This is a genomic window from Pedobacter psychroterrae, from assembly GCF_004331695.1.
Taxonomy (GTDB): domain Bacteria; phylum Bacteroidota; class Bacteroidia; order Sphingobacteriales; family Sphingobacteriaceae; genus Pedobacter; species Pedobacter psychroterrae.
This window is the reverse complement of record NZ_SJSL01000001.1, coordinates 973,153-986,056: the sequence shown is the minus strand read 5'-3', so window position 1 is coordinate 986,056 and position 12,904 is coordinate 973,153. Positions and strand designations below refer to the sequence as shown.

Here is a 12,904-nt window from a genome sequence, read left to right as displayed (position 1 = left end):
AGATGTATGACAAAGTGATTGCTGATCCACGCATGACTGCCTATTACGGTGGCGAGAACGGACATGAGTGGACACCGACCTTACTGGAAATCAAAGCAACGGTAGAAAACATTACGGAAATAAAATTCGACCGGGTACTATTAAACGTTTACCGGGATGGTAGAGATTCGGTGGCTAAAATAGCTAATAGATAAAAGTGATTGATCTAACAGGATTTACTTATATATGACTCAAGAAATTAATCTAAGTGATTTTTTTTAATACTTTTGTAAAACATACTAAGTAGTATCTTATGTCAAAATCAGGAGAAACACGTAACTACATCATGCAAAAATCTTTTGATCTGATTTATCAAAAAGGTTATCAGGCAACGAGCATAGATGATATTATTTCGACTACCAATGTAACAAAGGGAGCTTTTTTTTACCATTTCAAAAGTAAAGAGCAAATGGGGTTGGGCCTGATCAGTGAGTTGCTTTATCCAAACTTGTATGATAAGATGATAAAACCACTGGAAAATAGTACAGATCCTGTTACTGACCTTTATAAGATGATGGAAATGTTACTGAATGACAAAGGTTTTTTCAATGTAGAATATGGCTGTCCAGCAATTAATCTTATCGAAGAAATGTCACCCATTAGCAACCTCTTTAAAACGGCACTTTCCAAACTGGTATCTACTTGGCATGATGCGATTGTTTCGGCAGTTCGATCAGCCCAATCAACCGCACTCGTTAAACCTCATGTTTCTCCAGAAGAAGTTGCGGTAATGATTATTTCCGGGTATGGAGGAGTAAGAACTCTTGGAAAGGTAATGGGTAGGGATGCCTATAAAACCTACTTAAGTGGACTAAAAAGCTACCTTATCAAACTTTAAATTTTTTTACCTAAAAACATACCAAATAGTATCTTTAAATTTTGTTTTATGCATCAAACTCTTCTAACACTGCATTCAGCCAACAGATGGCTGGTCCTTATTTTTTTATTTTATGGTATTTACTTGTCGGCAAGGGGATATTTTAGAACCCGAATTTTTAATAGACATGATAATTTCATTCGCCATTTTACAGCAACGATTTCACATATCCAGCTCATGCTGGGACTGAGTTTGTACATGATTAGTCCGATCGTAAAATTTAATTCTGCTGTTGCTGAGAAGCACTTATGGCTGGCTGAACATGATTTTTTAAGGTATGTACACATCGCCCTTATGATACTTTCTGTTGTACTGATTACTGTAGGTTCTGCAAGAGCTAAAAGGATGCAGACTGACCGGGAAAAATTTGGAACGATGTTGCTCTGGTTTTCGCTTTCGCTCAGCGTGATATTCATCGCAATTCCATGGCCATTTTCACCTCTGGCCAGCCGTCCATTTTTTAGATCTTTTTAATTAAAATACTGTTATGATATACTTATTCAAGACTCCGATAGGCAGGCTGCGAATTATAGGCTTTCTCGAAGGAATTTCTCTTATCTTATTAATATTTGTTGCCGCTCCATTAAAGTACTTTTTTCATTATCCAGCACTGGTAAAGCTGCTGGGGCCAGTGCATGGTTTACTTTTCTGCCTGTTTGTATTTATTACGTTGAGTGTAGGGGTTTCCTATCGCTGGTCTTTTTCGAAAACTACCTGGAGAGTACTACTGGCCTGTATAGTTCCATTTGGTACATTTTACATCGATAAGCATGTTCTGCTCCCTGAATCTATTTTGAACGAAAAAAACGGAATAAAAGACTGATCAAAGCTATGCAAGGGAAAAAACACATCATTATGCTGTTAGTGCTGGTTGCACCATTGATCTACGTACTTTCTTGTAATACTACTGGTAACCCCGACATTAGAAATGAAGTGGTTTTTAAAAAAAAACTTTCGAACTACCATCTTTTTCAAGGAAAGATGTCAGCGCTCCACCCAACTTTAGGGGTTGAGCTCTTCGAACTCTCTTCGACCCTTTTTACTGATTATGCTGAGAAACAACGATTGATCAAGCTGCCAGCTGGAAAAAAACTAACCTTGAATGGAAATGGATTGCCTGATTTTCCAGAAGGAACCTTAATTGCCAAGACTTTTTACTACGGATCTGAGAGCGCTAAGCGGTTAAATATTGTTGAAACGAGGTTGCTTATTTTTGCTGGCTCAAAATGGAATGTGGCGACTTATCAATGGAATGAAGGACAAACTGATGCGTTTTTAATTAAGGAAGGAGCAACAGTACAGCTAAAAGTGGAAGGCTTCACTGGAGAAAAAAGACAGATTGCTTATCATATCCCCCGCAATAACGAGTGTGTAAGTTGTCACCGCTCCGGAAACGAAATCTTGCCCATAGGTCCAAAAGTAAGGAACCTGAATAGGGTTGTGGAACGTGACAGAAAACAGGTAAACCAATTGCAATATTTGATGAATAAGGGGTTGATTAACGTCTCTAGTTTGGATACTTTTCAACGACTTCCAGCTTACAAATACAAAGAAACACCAATAGCGCAAAGAGCTAGGGCTTACCTAGATATTAACTGTGCGCACTGCCACCAACCTGGCGGATATGCAGGGCAAACTACACTTAACCTTGATTATAACACTAGCATCGAACGCTCTGGCATCGAACTTAATAAGAACAACATCATCATTAGGATGAATGAAATGGGAGATTACCACATGCCTAAACTCGGAACAACAGTAGTTGATAAGGAAGGAGTTGAACTGATCAGGGCCTATATCAAAACCCTCAAATAAATCAAAATATAAGTATCAAATTAAAATACAAGTCATGATAAAAACAATGCTAATTCTCTTGGGCGTAATTACCACAATGTATCTGGGATATCTCGCCTATCGTTTTGTAAACCTCGACTCGGCGCTTGCGACCAAAATTGCGAAAGGTGGGATAATTTTAGATGTGCGAACCGTCAAAGAATACAACACGGGACATATCAAGGGTTCCATAAATATTTCAATGGGTACCATCCGAGATCGATATATAGAGCTAGATCCAGAAAAAACTTACATCACCACGTGTTCTCATGGTCTTCGAAGTGTTAAAGTACAGAAAATACTAAAAGAACTTGGTTTCAAGCACGTTTATAATGGAGGTGCATGGGTCGATTTGGAAAAAATAGTTAATCAACAAGATAACAGCAAATGATAATGATTTTTAAGACCAATGTTACTGATACCACCGATGTGGAAGCGCTTAAGCCGCAACTGGATAAATGTTTAATAGGAGCAAGATGGAATTTCGACCTTGAAGATTGTGATAAGATTTTGCGGGTAGACAGCATTAGTCAAATATCTGAAACAGTTATCAAATTGTTGCAGGAAAATGGTTTTTGCTGTGAGGAATTATTGTTTTGAAAGATTATAGGTGTTGTTCAGAATGTGCAAAGAGCATGGCGATGAGCTGAAATCCAGCTATTAAGGATCCTAAGCGAACCGATTTTCTTGTTTTGGATACAATCTTACAGGTTTTAAGCACTTTTTATTTTTGCAAATGCCTCAATTTTGTATCACACAAAAATATTAAATCATGAGCAATCAAAAAGTTTGGTTTATAACCGGGGCGTCAAAAGGCATGGGCCTAGCATTAACAAAATTAGTATTGTCGCAGGGCGATAAAGTAGTTGCTACTTCAAGAACTATCGAAAGTTTTAAAACTTCCGTTACGGAATATCAGGATAATTTCCTGCCCATTAAAGTGGATATTACTTCCGACAAGGATGTCAAAAATGCAATGGAACAAGCTGTTTCAAAATTTCACAAAATTGATGTGGTTGTTAATAATGCAGGTTACTCATTGGTTGGTAGTATGGAAGAAATGACTGATGAAGAGTTTCGCCAAACCGTAGATGTAAATCTTTTTGGAGCGGTTAACGTGATTAGGAATGTGATGCCGTATTTACGAAAACAAAAATCTGGGCATGTTATCAATATTTCATCAAATGCAGGTTATGTGGGTTTTGCAAATGCAACGAGTTATAACGCATCAAAGTTTGCGGTTATCGGGCTATCTGAGGCATTGGCGCTAGAAGTAGCAGATTTTAGCATAAAGGTTACGGTAGTTGCACCTGGGCAATTTAGGACTAACTTTATGGACAAGGGCTCCATGACCTTTGCCAAAAATAGAATTGAGGAATATGGTTTGGACAAAGCAGAAAAAATATGGTCAGCATTTAGCGGTCAACAAGCTGGCGACCCTGAAAAACTGGTAAAGATATTGACCGATATTGTAAAGTTGGAAAAGCCACCTTTGCGATTATTGTTAGGGCCAGATACTTACCAGTTGGTACTGGATCATAATGAAAAGCAAAAGCAAGAATTTGAAGCTTGGAAACATTTGACCCTTTCCACCAATTTCGACTAATTTTTTATCTTTATAGAAATGAAAAATATCAATAGCAAACCTTATATCATCAATTCGATTTCCGAACTGCATCGATTGTTGGAATTGCCCAAGCCAAAACATCCTTTAGTTAGCGTGATCAGTTTCGAGGACATTAAATGCTTTGATGATGAAAGTTTGCGCAGTGTTTCATATAATTTCTATTGCATCGCCATCAAATATAATTTCGAAGGTAAAATGAAGTATGGGCAACAGTATTATGATTTTGATGAAGGTATAATGACTTTTTTTTCGCCTGCACAGGTAATAACCACAGATATTGTTCCTGATTCGAAATTAGCTGGATATTGGTTGGTTTTACATCCTGATTTTATTAGGAATTATCCATTGGGGAAAAGCATAAAGGAATATGGATATTTTTCTTATGCAGTAAATGAAGCATTATATGTTTCTGAAGATGAAGAAAAATCTATAACCACCATCATGCAAAATATAGATAAGGAGTACAGGTCGGTCATTGACAATTTTAGTCAGGACGTAATCATTTCCCACATCGAATTGTTATTAAATTATTGCAATCGATTTTACAACCGGCAGTTCATTACCCGTAAAGCAGCAAGTAGCGATTTGTTGGTGAAATTGGAACGCTCGCTTTCTGATTATTTCAACAGTGAACAATTACGGAATATTGGGCTGCCAACCGTTCAATATATTTCAGGTCAATTAAATGTTTCTGCAGATTATTTAAGTGATATGCTGCGCAATCTTACCGGGCAGAACACCCAGCAGCATATCCATAATTACCTGATAGAAAAAGCAAAGGAAATACTCGCTACGACAAATTTGTCTGTTAGTGAGATTGCCTATCTGTTTGGTTTTGAATATCCACAATCATTTAGTAAGTTGTTTAAGAATAAAACCAATTTAACACCGTTGAAATTCCGGGCTTTGATTAATTGAACTAATAAAAATATTTTGAAAGAGGCAGGTTAGAAAAGCAATAAGGTTTTGTCAATTTTAGATAAGTTAGAATAATTGATTTCTAATAATCAATAAAAAAATGAAAGAAAATACTTTTGGATACAACACCTTTAGGATTCCTGTTTCCCCAGCCTATCAAGAAGTGTTTTCCCATTTTTATTTTGCAGAAAATAAATCTAGCGAAATCATTACCAAAACCTTGTTGCCATCTTACCAAACTATCCTCATTTTTAGTTTTGGGGCTGTCCCATCCCTCAAGTCAGGGCAAAATACTCTAATAGATGTGGAAAATTGCCTCATGCTTGGTCCAATTAAGCATGCATTTGAATACACCCTGCCTGCAGGTGCTGAGATATTAACGGTCAATTTTAAGGATGATGCGTTCTACCGTTTTTTTGGAAATGCTGCTATTGCTGAACACGTTCCCATCAATCCTGATGAACTACTTAATGAAGACTGCTTTACGGTTTTGTGGCATGAACTGAATAAACTAGACCGTATAGAAGATAGGGTAAACCATATCCTTAAATTTAGTGATCCTTACCTTATTTACCGACCTAAAGTTGCCGAACAATTGGCCAATTTTAGTCAGCAAGCCTTAAATCCCATTAAAGCTGTTGCCGACCAAAACAATCAAACAGAAAGGAATATCCAACTTAACCATAAAAAACATTTCGGTTATTCAGCGAAAGAACTTGGCCGTTACCAACGGTTTTTAAAAGCGATCGACCTTATCCAAACCCTTGCCAAAAATGCTTCTAAGATAGATTGGTTTGAAATCATCAGCGAATGCGGTTATTACGACCAAAGCCAACTGATCCACGACTTTAAACATTACATCAACCTCAGTCCCGCCAAATACCTTAAATTTCAACAAGATATTTGTAATCCGATAAGTTGATTTCGTTTTCTTACAATTCTAGCCGGTAGCGGTACCATACTTTTGTTTCATCAGATCAATAAAAAATAAAACGATGAAACATTTAATTATTTATGCCCATCCCAATCCCAAAAGTTTAAACAGTCAATTTAAGGCTTCGCTTACAAACCATCTTAAAATGATGGGTAGCGAAGTAGCAGTTAGAGACTTGTATCAGCTAGATTTTAATCCAGTACTTTCATTGGTTGACATGGCTGGTCAGCGAGCTGGAATAGTTGCCGACGACGTAAGGGAAGAACAGGAGTTTATTGTTTGGGCAGATTGCATCACCATTATACATCCCATTTGGTGGACGGGTTTGCCTGCAATAATGAAAGGTTACATAGACCGTGTCTTTAGCTATGGGTTTGCCTACCGCTATGACAATGGCGTACAAAAAGGTTTACTTGCAGGCAAGCAAGCAATCATAATTAACACACATGGGAAATCCAATGCTGAATATGAGGCCATTGGAATGGATACTGCGCTTAGCCTCACTTCCGATAAGGGTATTTATAGCTATTCAGGCTTGGAAATTAAAAAACACTTTTTCTTTGATAGGGCAGACAGGCCAAGTTCTGAAAGCATCGAAGATTGGAAATCACAAATTATATTATCATACAAAAACTAAAACGAAATTTTATGGAAATTTTAATTCAAATTGAAGAGTTGACAATGTTTATGGGATGCATTTACCTGTTCTCACGAATGAATCTGAAATGGTGGTGGTTCCCGGCCCTTTTATTGGTGCCAGACCTGGCTATGGTGGGTTATTTCATCAATCCTGTTGTTGGAGCAATTCTGTACAACATCGTTCATTTCAAGGGAACAGCAGTTGTGATTGGCCTTTATGGTTTGGCAAAGGGAAATAAGAACTTTATGCTTGTTGGCATAATGTTGCTTGCACATTCTACAATGGACAGGGGCATCGGTACAGGCTTAAAATACTTTGATGGGTTTTGGCATACCAACTTAAGTAATGGAAAGTTTTGGTAGCTAGAAAGCCTGATTAAAATGCCTTTCGGTATTTCTACAAAAAACAACAAGAAATAATTAGCAACATCAAGCATTAACCGTGGCTTTAAAAAGCCGCAGTAGACCGAACGAATATATCCAGTATTGGGTTTACCCGATTAATAATGCCCATACAGCATGCAGATATCACGTTTAATAAAAAAACAATTGATTAAAGGATTCATAGTGTTTAATTATGGCTAATCGAAACTAACTGAAAACACATTTATTCTGAACTCTTTATCAGAAGGTGCAAAAAATAATAAGATTATGACAAGAACGTCTTATTGGAAGCCCAGTACTTCCGTATAGTAACCAAACATCACTCATCTTAGACATAACAATTTTATTAAAACTCTGGGAAAGTTTGCAACAGATGAATTTAAAGCAACCGAATTTGCATTTCTTTATTATGACATCAACCAGTTAACTTCCTATTGTCCAGATACCCCTCTTGACATTGCATCACGCAGTATACTTGACAATTCTTTTAAATGTAGCAGCTCAGCCCCATGGTAAAACGGTAACCGGTCATTAATTTTTTGTTCAAGCACCAGTACACATTGCCAGTTAGGATCGGAAAAATGATCCTGAACCTTCATTTCAATAGCCTGACCATTCAAGTCTAACAGAGATAAAGGCTCAATCAACTCAATTAGTTTGAGTACAAATTCCATCTGCAATTCCCTAGATTCCGGACTTAAGGGCGCCTTCTCATCAATATTCCTAAATATAATATTTACCACCCGTATTAACATATCTGGACGATATTGTACATCAAACCCGTATTAAAGATGTTTTTACAAAAAAATAAAAATCCTTATCAATATGCTGATGCAGCTTCGAGCGCTTGAAAAGCATTGATCACTCCCCCACTTAGCGATAAATCTGAAAATTGTATAGCAACAGAATCATTATTTACAGCAATATCTACCGAACGCTGAACGGGAGAAACAGAATTCATTAATATCTCCTTTATCTGCCCTGCCTTAAGCTTTGGATAATAAGACCTTAACAATGCAGCAATACCAGCAACCACTGGGGCAGCCATACTAGAACCACTTTTAAATCCGTAGCCCGATCCCGGAATGGCGCTATAAATTTGATTTCCAGGTGCAAAGACATCAACGCTGATTTTTCCATAGTTTGAAAATGAGGATTTCAAACTGCGATCATTCAACGGATTAGATGATCCAACTTCTATCCACTTCGCAGCTTTTCCACCATCCTGATAGTTCCGGTTAGGATAAACCGGATGCATATCAGTATTCATATTCTCATTACCCGCTGCATGCACGATAAGAATATCTTTAGACATTGCATATTTAACAGCATCATCAACAATTTTTTTATCTGGAGACAATGATTTTCCGAAACTCATATTTATAATCGAAGCCCCATTGTCAACAGCGTACCTTATTGCGTTAGCGACATCCTTATCTCTTTCATCACCATCCGGAACCACCCTTAAAACCATAATCTTGGCGGCACTTGCAACCCCATCCATACCTATTTGATTTCCCCGTACCGCAGCGACTATACCTGCAACATGTGTACCATGACCAGCATCAGGACCAACAACATCATTATTTCCATAGTAAGAACCTAATTCCTTATTATCTCCAACCATTATCCTGGAGTCATAAGTTTTATTCTTATGGTAATCCGCAATCTTTTTCACAAACGCCAACAAACCGGCAATTTGTTGCGCATAAATATCCTTAAATTGCTGACCTGTAGCAAGGTGCTGCATCATTACGCTTCTCACTCGCGCCTGACCAGCAGTCGTTGGTCTGTAAATCTCAAAATCCTTTAAAGACGGGTTAGGATTACGATTCATATTTACCAAAATTGTGTCGAGCACATTCTTAAAAGGCTCAAGATTATCAACCATCCCCTTTGCCTCCGCATAGTCTTTATCAACCTCATCTTTACTGGCCTTGTACAACAGATAATCTGCAAGATCCTCTTTTTTAACAGTTGCGGAATTCAATCCTTTAAACCTGACATCTCCGGCAACAGCTATCCTGGTAATTTCCATATTGTCGTACTGCACATTTCCTTTCGCAGACCCCAAAAAATTCCATCCATGAATGTCATCTACATAACCATTGCGATCATCATCTTTTAAATTACCAGGAATCTCTTTGGGATTATTCCAGATAACTGCTTTTAAATCCTCATGGTTAATATCTACACCACCATCAATCACCGCAACTACAACTGGCCTTGCTTTTTTCCCTTTTAACAATTTAAGGTAGCTTTTTTCTACCCCTGAACCAAATAAGCTGTCTTGAACAAGATCCAGTAAATGCCAGTTGAATGGAAGTGATATCGGCTTTTGGCCCTGAACAGCCGAAAAAGCAAAAAGCAAAACAAGAGTTATTACAAGTTTATTTGTTGACTTCATAGAATTACTATTTAATAAATTATATACCTAAACTAAGTTATTTTATGTCTATAAGGTTTCTTTCAAACCAGTCCCACATCTTCCTCTCAAAATACAACTTCGGTTTACCAAAGTAAAAATGCCCTTGTCCCGGTAACATCACCAATTCAAAATCCTTGTCCGCATTGATTAATGCATCCACCATCCTCATAGTATGCACAGGATTTACATTATCATCCGCATCACCGCTCACCAGCATCAGTTTGCCTTTTAGCTTATCGGCAATTGTTAGATTTGTTTTTACATCAAAGTGAAAGGTGCCGCCGGAAAATCTAACACCTTGATGAGACTCGCCCCACCACCGGTTGTAAATTGTATTGTCGTGATTTCCCGATGCACTAACACCTGTTTTATAGAAGTCCGGATAGGTGCACATCGCGGTAACCACCATAGCTCCCCCTGCGGAATGACCAAAAATTCCGACCCTTGAGGTATCTAAATACCGATGAGTACCCGCAAGTCCAAGTAACGCATGGCGATCATCGGCCAATGCAAAGTCCCTGAGATTATTGTAGCCGAAGGTATGATAAGCCTTGCTACGCTGAGGACTCCCACCACGGTGTCCCATAGTAACAACTACTGAACCCAATTGCGAAAGTGAAGCATTGAAATTTCCATCTACACTGAAACTGATATTTAATTCTTCAGACTGCGGACCGGGATAGACATGAGAAATGATTGGATATTTTCGGTGCTCATCAAAATCAACCGGTTTCCATAAAACACCGTATAAATCAGTTTTTCCATCCGCTGCTTTAATACTAAATGTCTCTGGCATTTTCCATCCAGTAGCTATGAGCTTACTCAGGTCGGCTTCTTCAAGTCTCATATTTAATGCTCCGTCTACACTTTTTAGATACGAACGGGGAGCAAGATCAGCACGCGAGAAGTTATCTACAAAATACTTCCCAGAAGGTAAAAATCTTATCTCGTGATTGGCAAATTCCGGTGTTAATAATTTCAATCCTGAACCGTCAAACTTTACTTTATAGATCATCGCATAATAAGGATTGCATCCTACCTCTCTTCCATAACCTTCAAGGATAAGCTCTTTTTTGGTTGTATCTATCCGAAGTACCCGACCGGCCACCCATTCCCCCCTGGTAATTTGATTTTTCAATTTACCCTGACGATCATACAGATAAAGATGTCCAAAACCTGATCGTTCAGAATACCAAATGATCTCCCTGTCACTATTCACAAATGATAAATAAGCCATCTGTTCATTCAGGTATGGTTTACTGATTTCGTGAATCAAGACCTTAACGCTCCCATCAACAAGAGAAACCGCGCATACCTCTATCTCCTCATTGGTTCGCTTTTTCCTGGTAAAATAAACCCACTTACCATCTTTACTTTCGCCTTTTAACTCTACCATTTGGTCTTTCCAGCGACTGATGTCCACTTTTAGCAATTCTTTTCTGGAAACATCGCCGATTGAAAACTCATACTGTGGAACATGTTCATCTCCCGGAAGCTCATAAACATATTGCTTGCCGTAAGGTACCGGTGCCAGCCCATTGACAATTGTCATCTTGCTTAATCTTCGGCTATCTTTCCTCAACATATAAAAGTGATGACCATCCGCGGCCCATACCGCTTTTGGTAACGCATAACCTGACGAAGTATCTCCGTCACGTTCCTGATAGCTGTAATCCTTAAAGCCATCCATCGTTAGCTGGATGGTAGAAGTATCTGTGAACTTTACGGGAGAATCCAGCTTAAGTTCTTTTTTTAGAAACAAATTGTATCCTTTAGAATAAAGAACATAATTACTATCGGGTGAAACCCGGAATTCAGCAGGATAGAACTTCCTATCCGGCCTAACGTGTGTAAATACTCTTGGCGGTAAGGACATAACTTGTTTATCTACAAGGATTTTTTTCTCCTTTTTATGCGGGTCAACTAAATACTCCTTCTGCCCGTCTTTGGTGGTAAAGCTATACCAAAACTTGTCCCCGTCCTTTAAAAAATTGGGTACAACCGATGTACTATATAACAGTGAAGTCGAGTTCTCAAGCGTGAATTGCTCCGCAACCTTCCTTGAACGTTGGGCAAAAGCAATCCCCGTACAAATGGCTAAACCAAGTGTCAGATAAAATTTTAAATGCATAGACTTATCTTTCTGGAATTATTATCGAATAACGTTGAGCGATATCCTTCACTTTTGCTTTAAAAACCCCACTATCACCTTCACCCATTGCCCTGATCAGCCAAATTTCTGCCATGCTAGTGTTTCTTATCGGATTCTGGTTTGTATTAAAGTCGGCAAAACAAAGGTATTGCCAAGCGGATGCGTTTTTTAAGGCTTTCTCTGCGATAGATTTGATACGCAGATCATCCTGATTTCTCATCGCGATATAGAAATCAACTTGGGCTACCATAAAATCGGAATAAGGTAGCTTTCGCTCATAAAAACCGTTAATCAATTTCTCATACCCATCTTGCAGCAACGACCTGGGTGGTTTCGTATCATACATTGTAGCGAGCTGTTTATAAGAAACATAAATTTCAGATAATTTCTTATGCGTCATGTCCGACCCATATTTTTGCGCATATTTCTTGTGATTTAAAGTAAAATACTGTACTGCCCTACTGTCAATAGGTAAATAGTTCAGTGCATTGAAATAAGCAGCCTGCAAAAGTATTTCATCTCCATTATCATTTGCCATCAAATTGATTACAGAATCTAATTTAGCAAACTGCTTATCCGTGATAATTTTTAAAAAATATTTGTCAACTAATGCTTCTGATCTATTTCCCGCATTAAATTCCTGCTCTAGTGATATCTCTATTCTCCCATTGTTCACGTCCTTTGCCCATTTCAGTAGCGCCTCAGCATTATGTTTCCCGTATATCGTAGATACCGGATACCCATCTCCATTAACAAACATCATAGTTGGATATCCATTCACGGCATACCTATCTTTCAAAACCGGCCCTTCACCTTTCTGCATATCGACCTTGACAGAAATAAAATATTGATTAAAAAAATCACCTACATCTTTCCTTGGGAAAGTTTCCTTCGCCATTTCCAGACATGGAGCACACCAAACGGTATAACAATCCAGAAACACCAATTTCTTCTCTTCTTTAGCTTTCTCCAAAGCCTGAGCCCAACTACCCTCAAAAAAAACTATTCCCTGAGCCTCAGCCGGCACCAAATAAACCAAATAAAGCGTTATCGCTAACAAAAACCTCTTCATA

General features: G+C 38.2%; 16 protein-coding genes. 12 read left to right on the top strand and 4 right to left on the bottom strand.

All coding sequences use genetic code 11. From position 1 onward, the window contains the following. The first annotated feature begins 2 nt into the window (after positions 1-2). The 12 genes from EZ437_RS04300 to EZ437_RS04245 all read left to right on the top strand — a co-directional run bounded on the left by EZ437_RS04300 (position 3) and on the right by EZ437_RS04245 (position 7,230). Entirely contained in the window at positions 3-194 is a 192-nt protein-coding gene (locus EZ437_RS04300) for an alpha-ketoglutarate-dependent dioxygenase AlkB family protein (RefSeq protein WP_131593581.1), read from the top strand. Positions 195-292: 98 nt separating this feature from the next. Beyond that, entirely contained in the window at positions 293-877 is a 585-nt protein-coding gene (locus EZ437_RS04295) for a TetR/AcrR family transcriptional regulator (RefSeq protein ID WP_131593579.1), read from the top strand. A 48-nt stretch (positions 878-925) separates the two neighbouring features. After that, a complete protein-coding gene (locus tag EZ437_RS04290) occupies positions 926-1,390 on the top strand; it encodes a hypothetical protein (RefSeq protein WP_165500342.1) in 465 nt (154 codons plus the stop codon). A gap of 13 nt (positions 1,391-1,403) precedes the next feature. Then, entirely contained in the window at positions 1,404-1,739 is a 336-nt protein-coding gene (locus EZ437_RS04285) for a DUF3817 domain-containing protein (RefSeq protein ID WP_131593577.1), read from the top strand. A gap of 8 nt (positions 1,740-1,747) precedes the next feature. Further along, positions 1,748-2,731, top strand: coding sequence for a hypothetical protein (locus EZ437_RS04280; protein ID WP_131593575.1), 984 nt, complete (start codon positions 1,748-1,750; stop codon positions 2,729-2,731). A gap of 34 nt (positions 2,732-2,765) precedes the next feature. Next, complete coding sequence (locus tag EZ437_RS04275; RefSeq protein WP_131593573.1) at positions 2,766-3,140, top strand: rhodanese-like domain-containing protein; 375 nt, start codon at positions 2,766-2,768, stop codon at positions 3,138-3,140. Further along, the gene (locus EZ437_RS04270) at positions 3,137-3,349 is read left to right on the top strand and encodes a hypothetical protein (protein ID WP_131593571.1); all 213 of its coding nucleotides are present in this window, start codon (positions 3,137-3,139) and stop codon (positions 3,347-3,349) included. The genes EZ437_RS04275 and EZ437_RS04270 overlap by 4 nt, the downstream gene beginning before the upstream one ends. 172 nt (positions 3,350-3,521) lie before the next feature. Then, positions 3,522-4,355 (top strand): SDR family NAD(P)-dependent oxidoreductase, encoded by an 834-nt coding sequence (locus EZ437_RS04265; protein WP_131593569.1) that lies wholly within the window; start codon positions 3,522-3,524, stop codon positions 4,353-4,355. An 18-nt stretch (positions 4,356-4,373) separates the two neighbouring features. Continuing rightward, positions 4,374-5,294 carry a helix-turn-helix domain-containing protein gene (locus EZ437_RS04260; RefSeq protein ID WP_131593567.1) on the top strand — a complete coding sequence of 307 codons (921 nt, stop codon included), beginning with the start codon at positions 4,374-4,376 and terminating at the stop codon, positions 5,292-5,294. Between the two features lie 100 nt (positions 5,295-5,394). Next, positions 5,395-6,216, top strand: coding sequence for a helix-turn-helix domain-containing protein (locus EZ437_RS04255; RefSeq protein WP_131593565.1), 822 nt, complete (start codon positions 5,395-5,397; stop codon positions 6,214-6,216). A gap of 73 nt (positions 6,217-6,289) precedes the next feature. Then, complete coding sequence (locus tag EZ437_RS04250; protein WP_131593563.1) at positions 6,290-6,865, top strand: NAD(P)H-dependent oxidoreductase; 576 nt, start codon at positions 6,290-6,292, stop codon at positions 6,863-6,865. Between the two features lie 11 nt (positions 6,866-6,876). After that, positions 6,877-7,230 carry a DUF4260 domain-containing protein gene (locus tag EZ437_RS04245; protein ID WP_131593561.1) on the top strand — a complete coding sequence of 118 codons (354 nt, stop codon included), beginning with the start codon at positions 6,877-6,879 and terminating at the stop codon, positions 7,228-7,230. Positions 7,231-7,682: 452 nt separating this feature from the next. Here the strand turns inward: EZ437_RS04245 and EZ437_RS04240 are convergent, their stop codons facing one another. The 4 genes from EZ437_RS04240 to EZ437_RS04225 all read right to left on the bottom strand — a co-directional run bounded on the left by EZ437_RS04240 (position 7,683) and on the right by EZ437_RS04225 (position 12,903). Continuing rightward, the gene (locus tag EZ437_RS04240) at positions 7,683-8,006 is read right to left on the bottom strand and encodes a hypothetical protein (RefSeq protein ID WP_131593559.1); all 324 of its coding nucleotides are present in this window, start codon (positions 8,004-8,006) and stop codon (positions 7,683-7,685) included. A gap of 65 nt (positions 8,007-8,071) precedes the next feature. Then, on the bottom strand, positions 8,072-9,658 hold the full coding sequence (locus tag EZ437_RS04235; protein ID WP_131593557.1) for a S8 family peptidase: 1,587 nt from the start codon (positions 9,656-9,658) through the stop codon (positions 8,072-8,074). Between the two features lie 37 nt (positions 9,659-9,695). Further along, entirely contained in the window at positions 9,696-11,810 is a 2,115-nt protein-coding gene (locus EZ437_RS04230; RefSeq protein ID WP_131593555.1) for a S9 family peptidase, read from the bottom strand. A 4-nt stretch (positions 11,811-11,814) separates the two neighbouring features. After that, entirely contained in the window at positions 11,815-12,903 is a 1,089-nt protein-coding gene (locus EZ437_RS04225) for a thioredoxin family protein (RefSeq protein WP_165500341.1), read from the bottom strand. Between the last annotated feature and the right edge of the window lies 1 nt (position 12,904).

What these genes read in the sequence shown, in the direction of transcription:
- EZ437_RS04275 (WP_131593573.1), top strand. Translation starts at nt 2,766, where the DNA reads ATGATAAAAACAATGCTAATTCTCTTGGGCGTAATTACCACAATGTAT.
- EZ437_RS04260 (WP_131593567.1), top strand. Translation starts at nt 4,374, where the DNA reads ATGAAAAATATCAATAGCAAACCTTATATCATCAATTCGATTTCCGAA.
- EZ437_RS04290 (WP_165500342.1), top strand. Translation starts at nt 926, where the DNA reads ATGCATCAAACTCTTCTAACACTGCATTCAGCCAACAGATGGCTGGTC.
- EZ437_RS04240 (WP_131593559.1), bottom strand. Translation starts at nt 8,006, where the DNA reads ATGTTAATACGGGTGGTAAATATTATATTTAGGAATATTGATGAGAAG.
- EZ437_RS04245 (WP_131593561.1), top strand. Translation starts at nt 6,877, where the DNA reads ATGGAAATTTTAATTCAAATTGAAGAGTTGACAATGTTTATGGGATGC.
- EZ437_RS04235 (WP_131593557.1), bottom strand. Translation starts at nt 9,658, where the DNA reads ATGAAGTCAACAAATAAACTTGTAATAACTCTTGTTTTGCTTTTTGCT.
- EZ437_RS04225 (WP_165500341.1), bottom strand. Translation starts at nt 12,903, where the DNA reads ATGAAGAGGTTTTTGTTAGCGATAACGCTTTATTTGGTTTATTTGGTG.
- EZ437_RS04295 (WP_131593579.1), top strand. Translation starts at nt 293, where the DNA reads ATGTCAAAATCAGGAGAAACACGTAACTACATCATGCAAAAATCTTTT.
- EZ437_RS04270 (WP_131593571.1), top strand. Translation starts at nt 3,137, where the DNA reads ATGATAATGATTTTTAAGACCAATGTTACTGATACCACCGATGTGGAA.
- EZ437_RS04230 (WP_131593555.1), bottom strand. Translation starts at nt 11,810, where the DNA reads ATGCATTTAAAATTTTATCTGACACTTGGTTTAGCCATTTGTACGGGG.
- EZ437_RS04300 (WP_131593581.1), top strand. Translation starts at nt 3, where the DNA reads ATGTATGACAAAGTGATTGCTGATCCACGCATGACTGCCTATTACGGT.
- EZ437_RS04280 (WP_131593575.1), top strand. Translation starts at nt 1,748, where the DNA reads ATGCAAGGGAAAAAACACATCATTATGCTGTTAGTGCTGGTTGCACCA.
- EZ437_RS04285 (WP_131593577.1), top strand. Translation starts at nt 1,404, where the DNA reads ATGATATACTTATTCAAGACTCCGATAGGCAGGCTGCGAATTATAGGC.
- EZ437_RS04255 (WP_131593565.1), top strand. Translation starts at nt 5,395, where the DNA reads ATGAAAGAAAATACTTTTGGATACAACACCTTTAGGATTCCTGTTTCC.
- EZ437_RS04250 (WP_131593563.1), top strand. Translation starts at nt 6,290, where the DNA reads ATGAAACATTTAATTATTTATGCCCATCCCAATCCCAAAAGTTTAAAC.
- EZ437_RS04265 (WP_131593569.1), top strand. Translation starts at nt 3,522, where the DNA reads ATGAGCAATCAAAAAGTTTGGTTTATAACCGGGGCGTCAAAAGGCATG.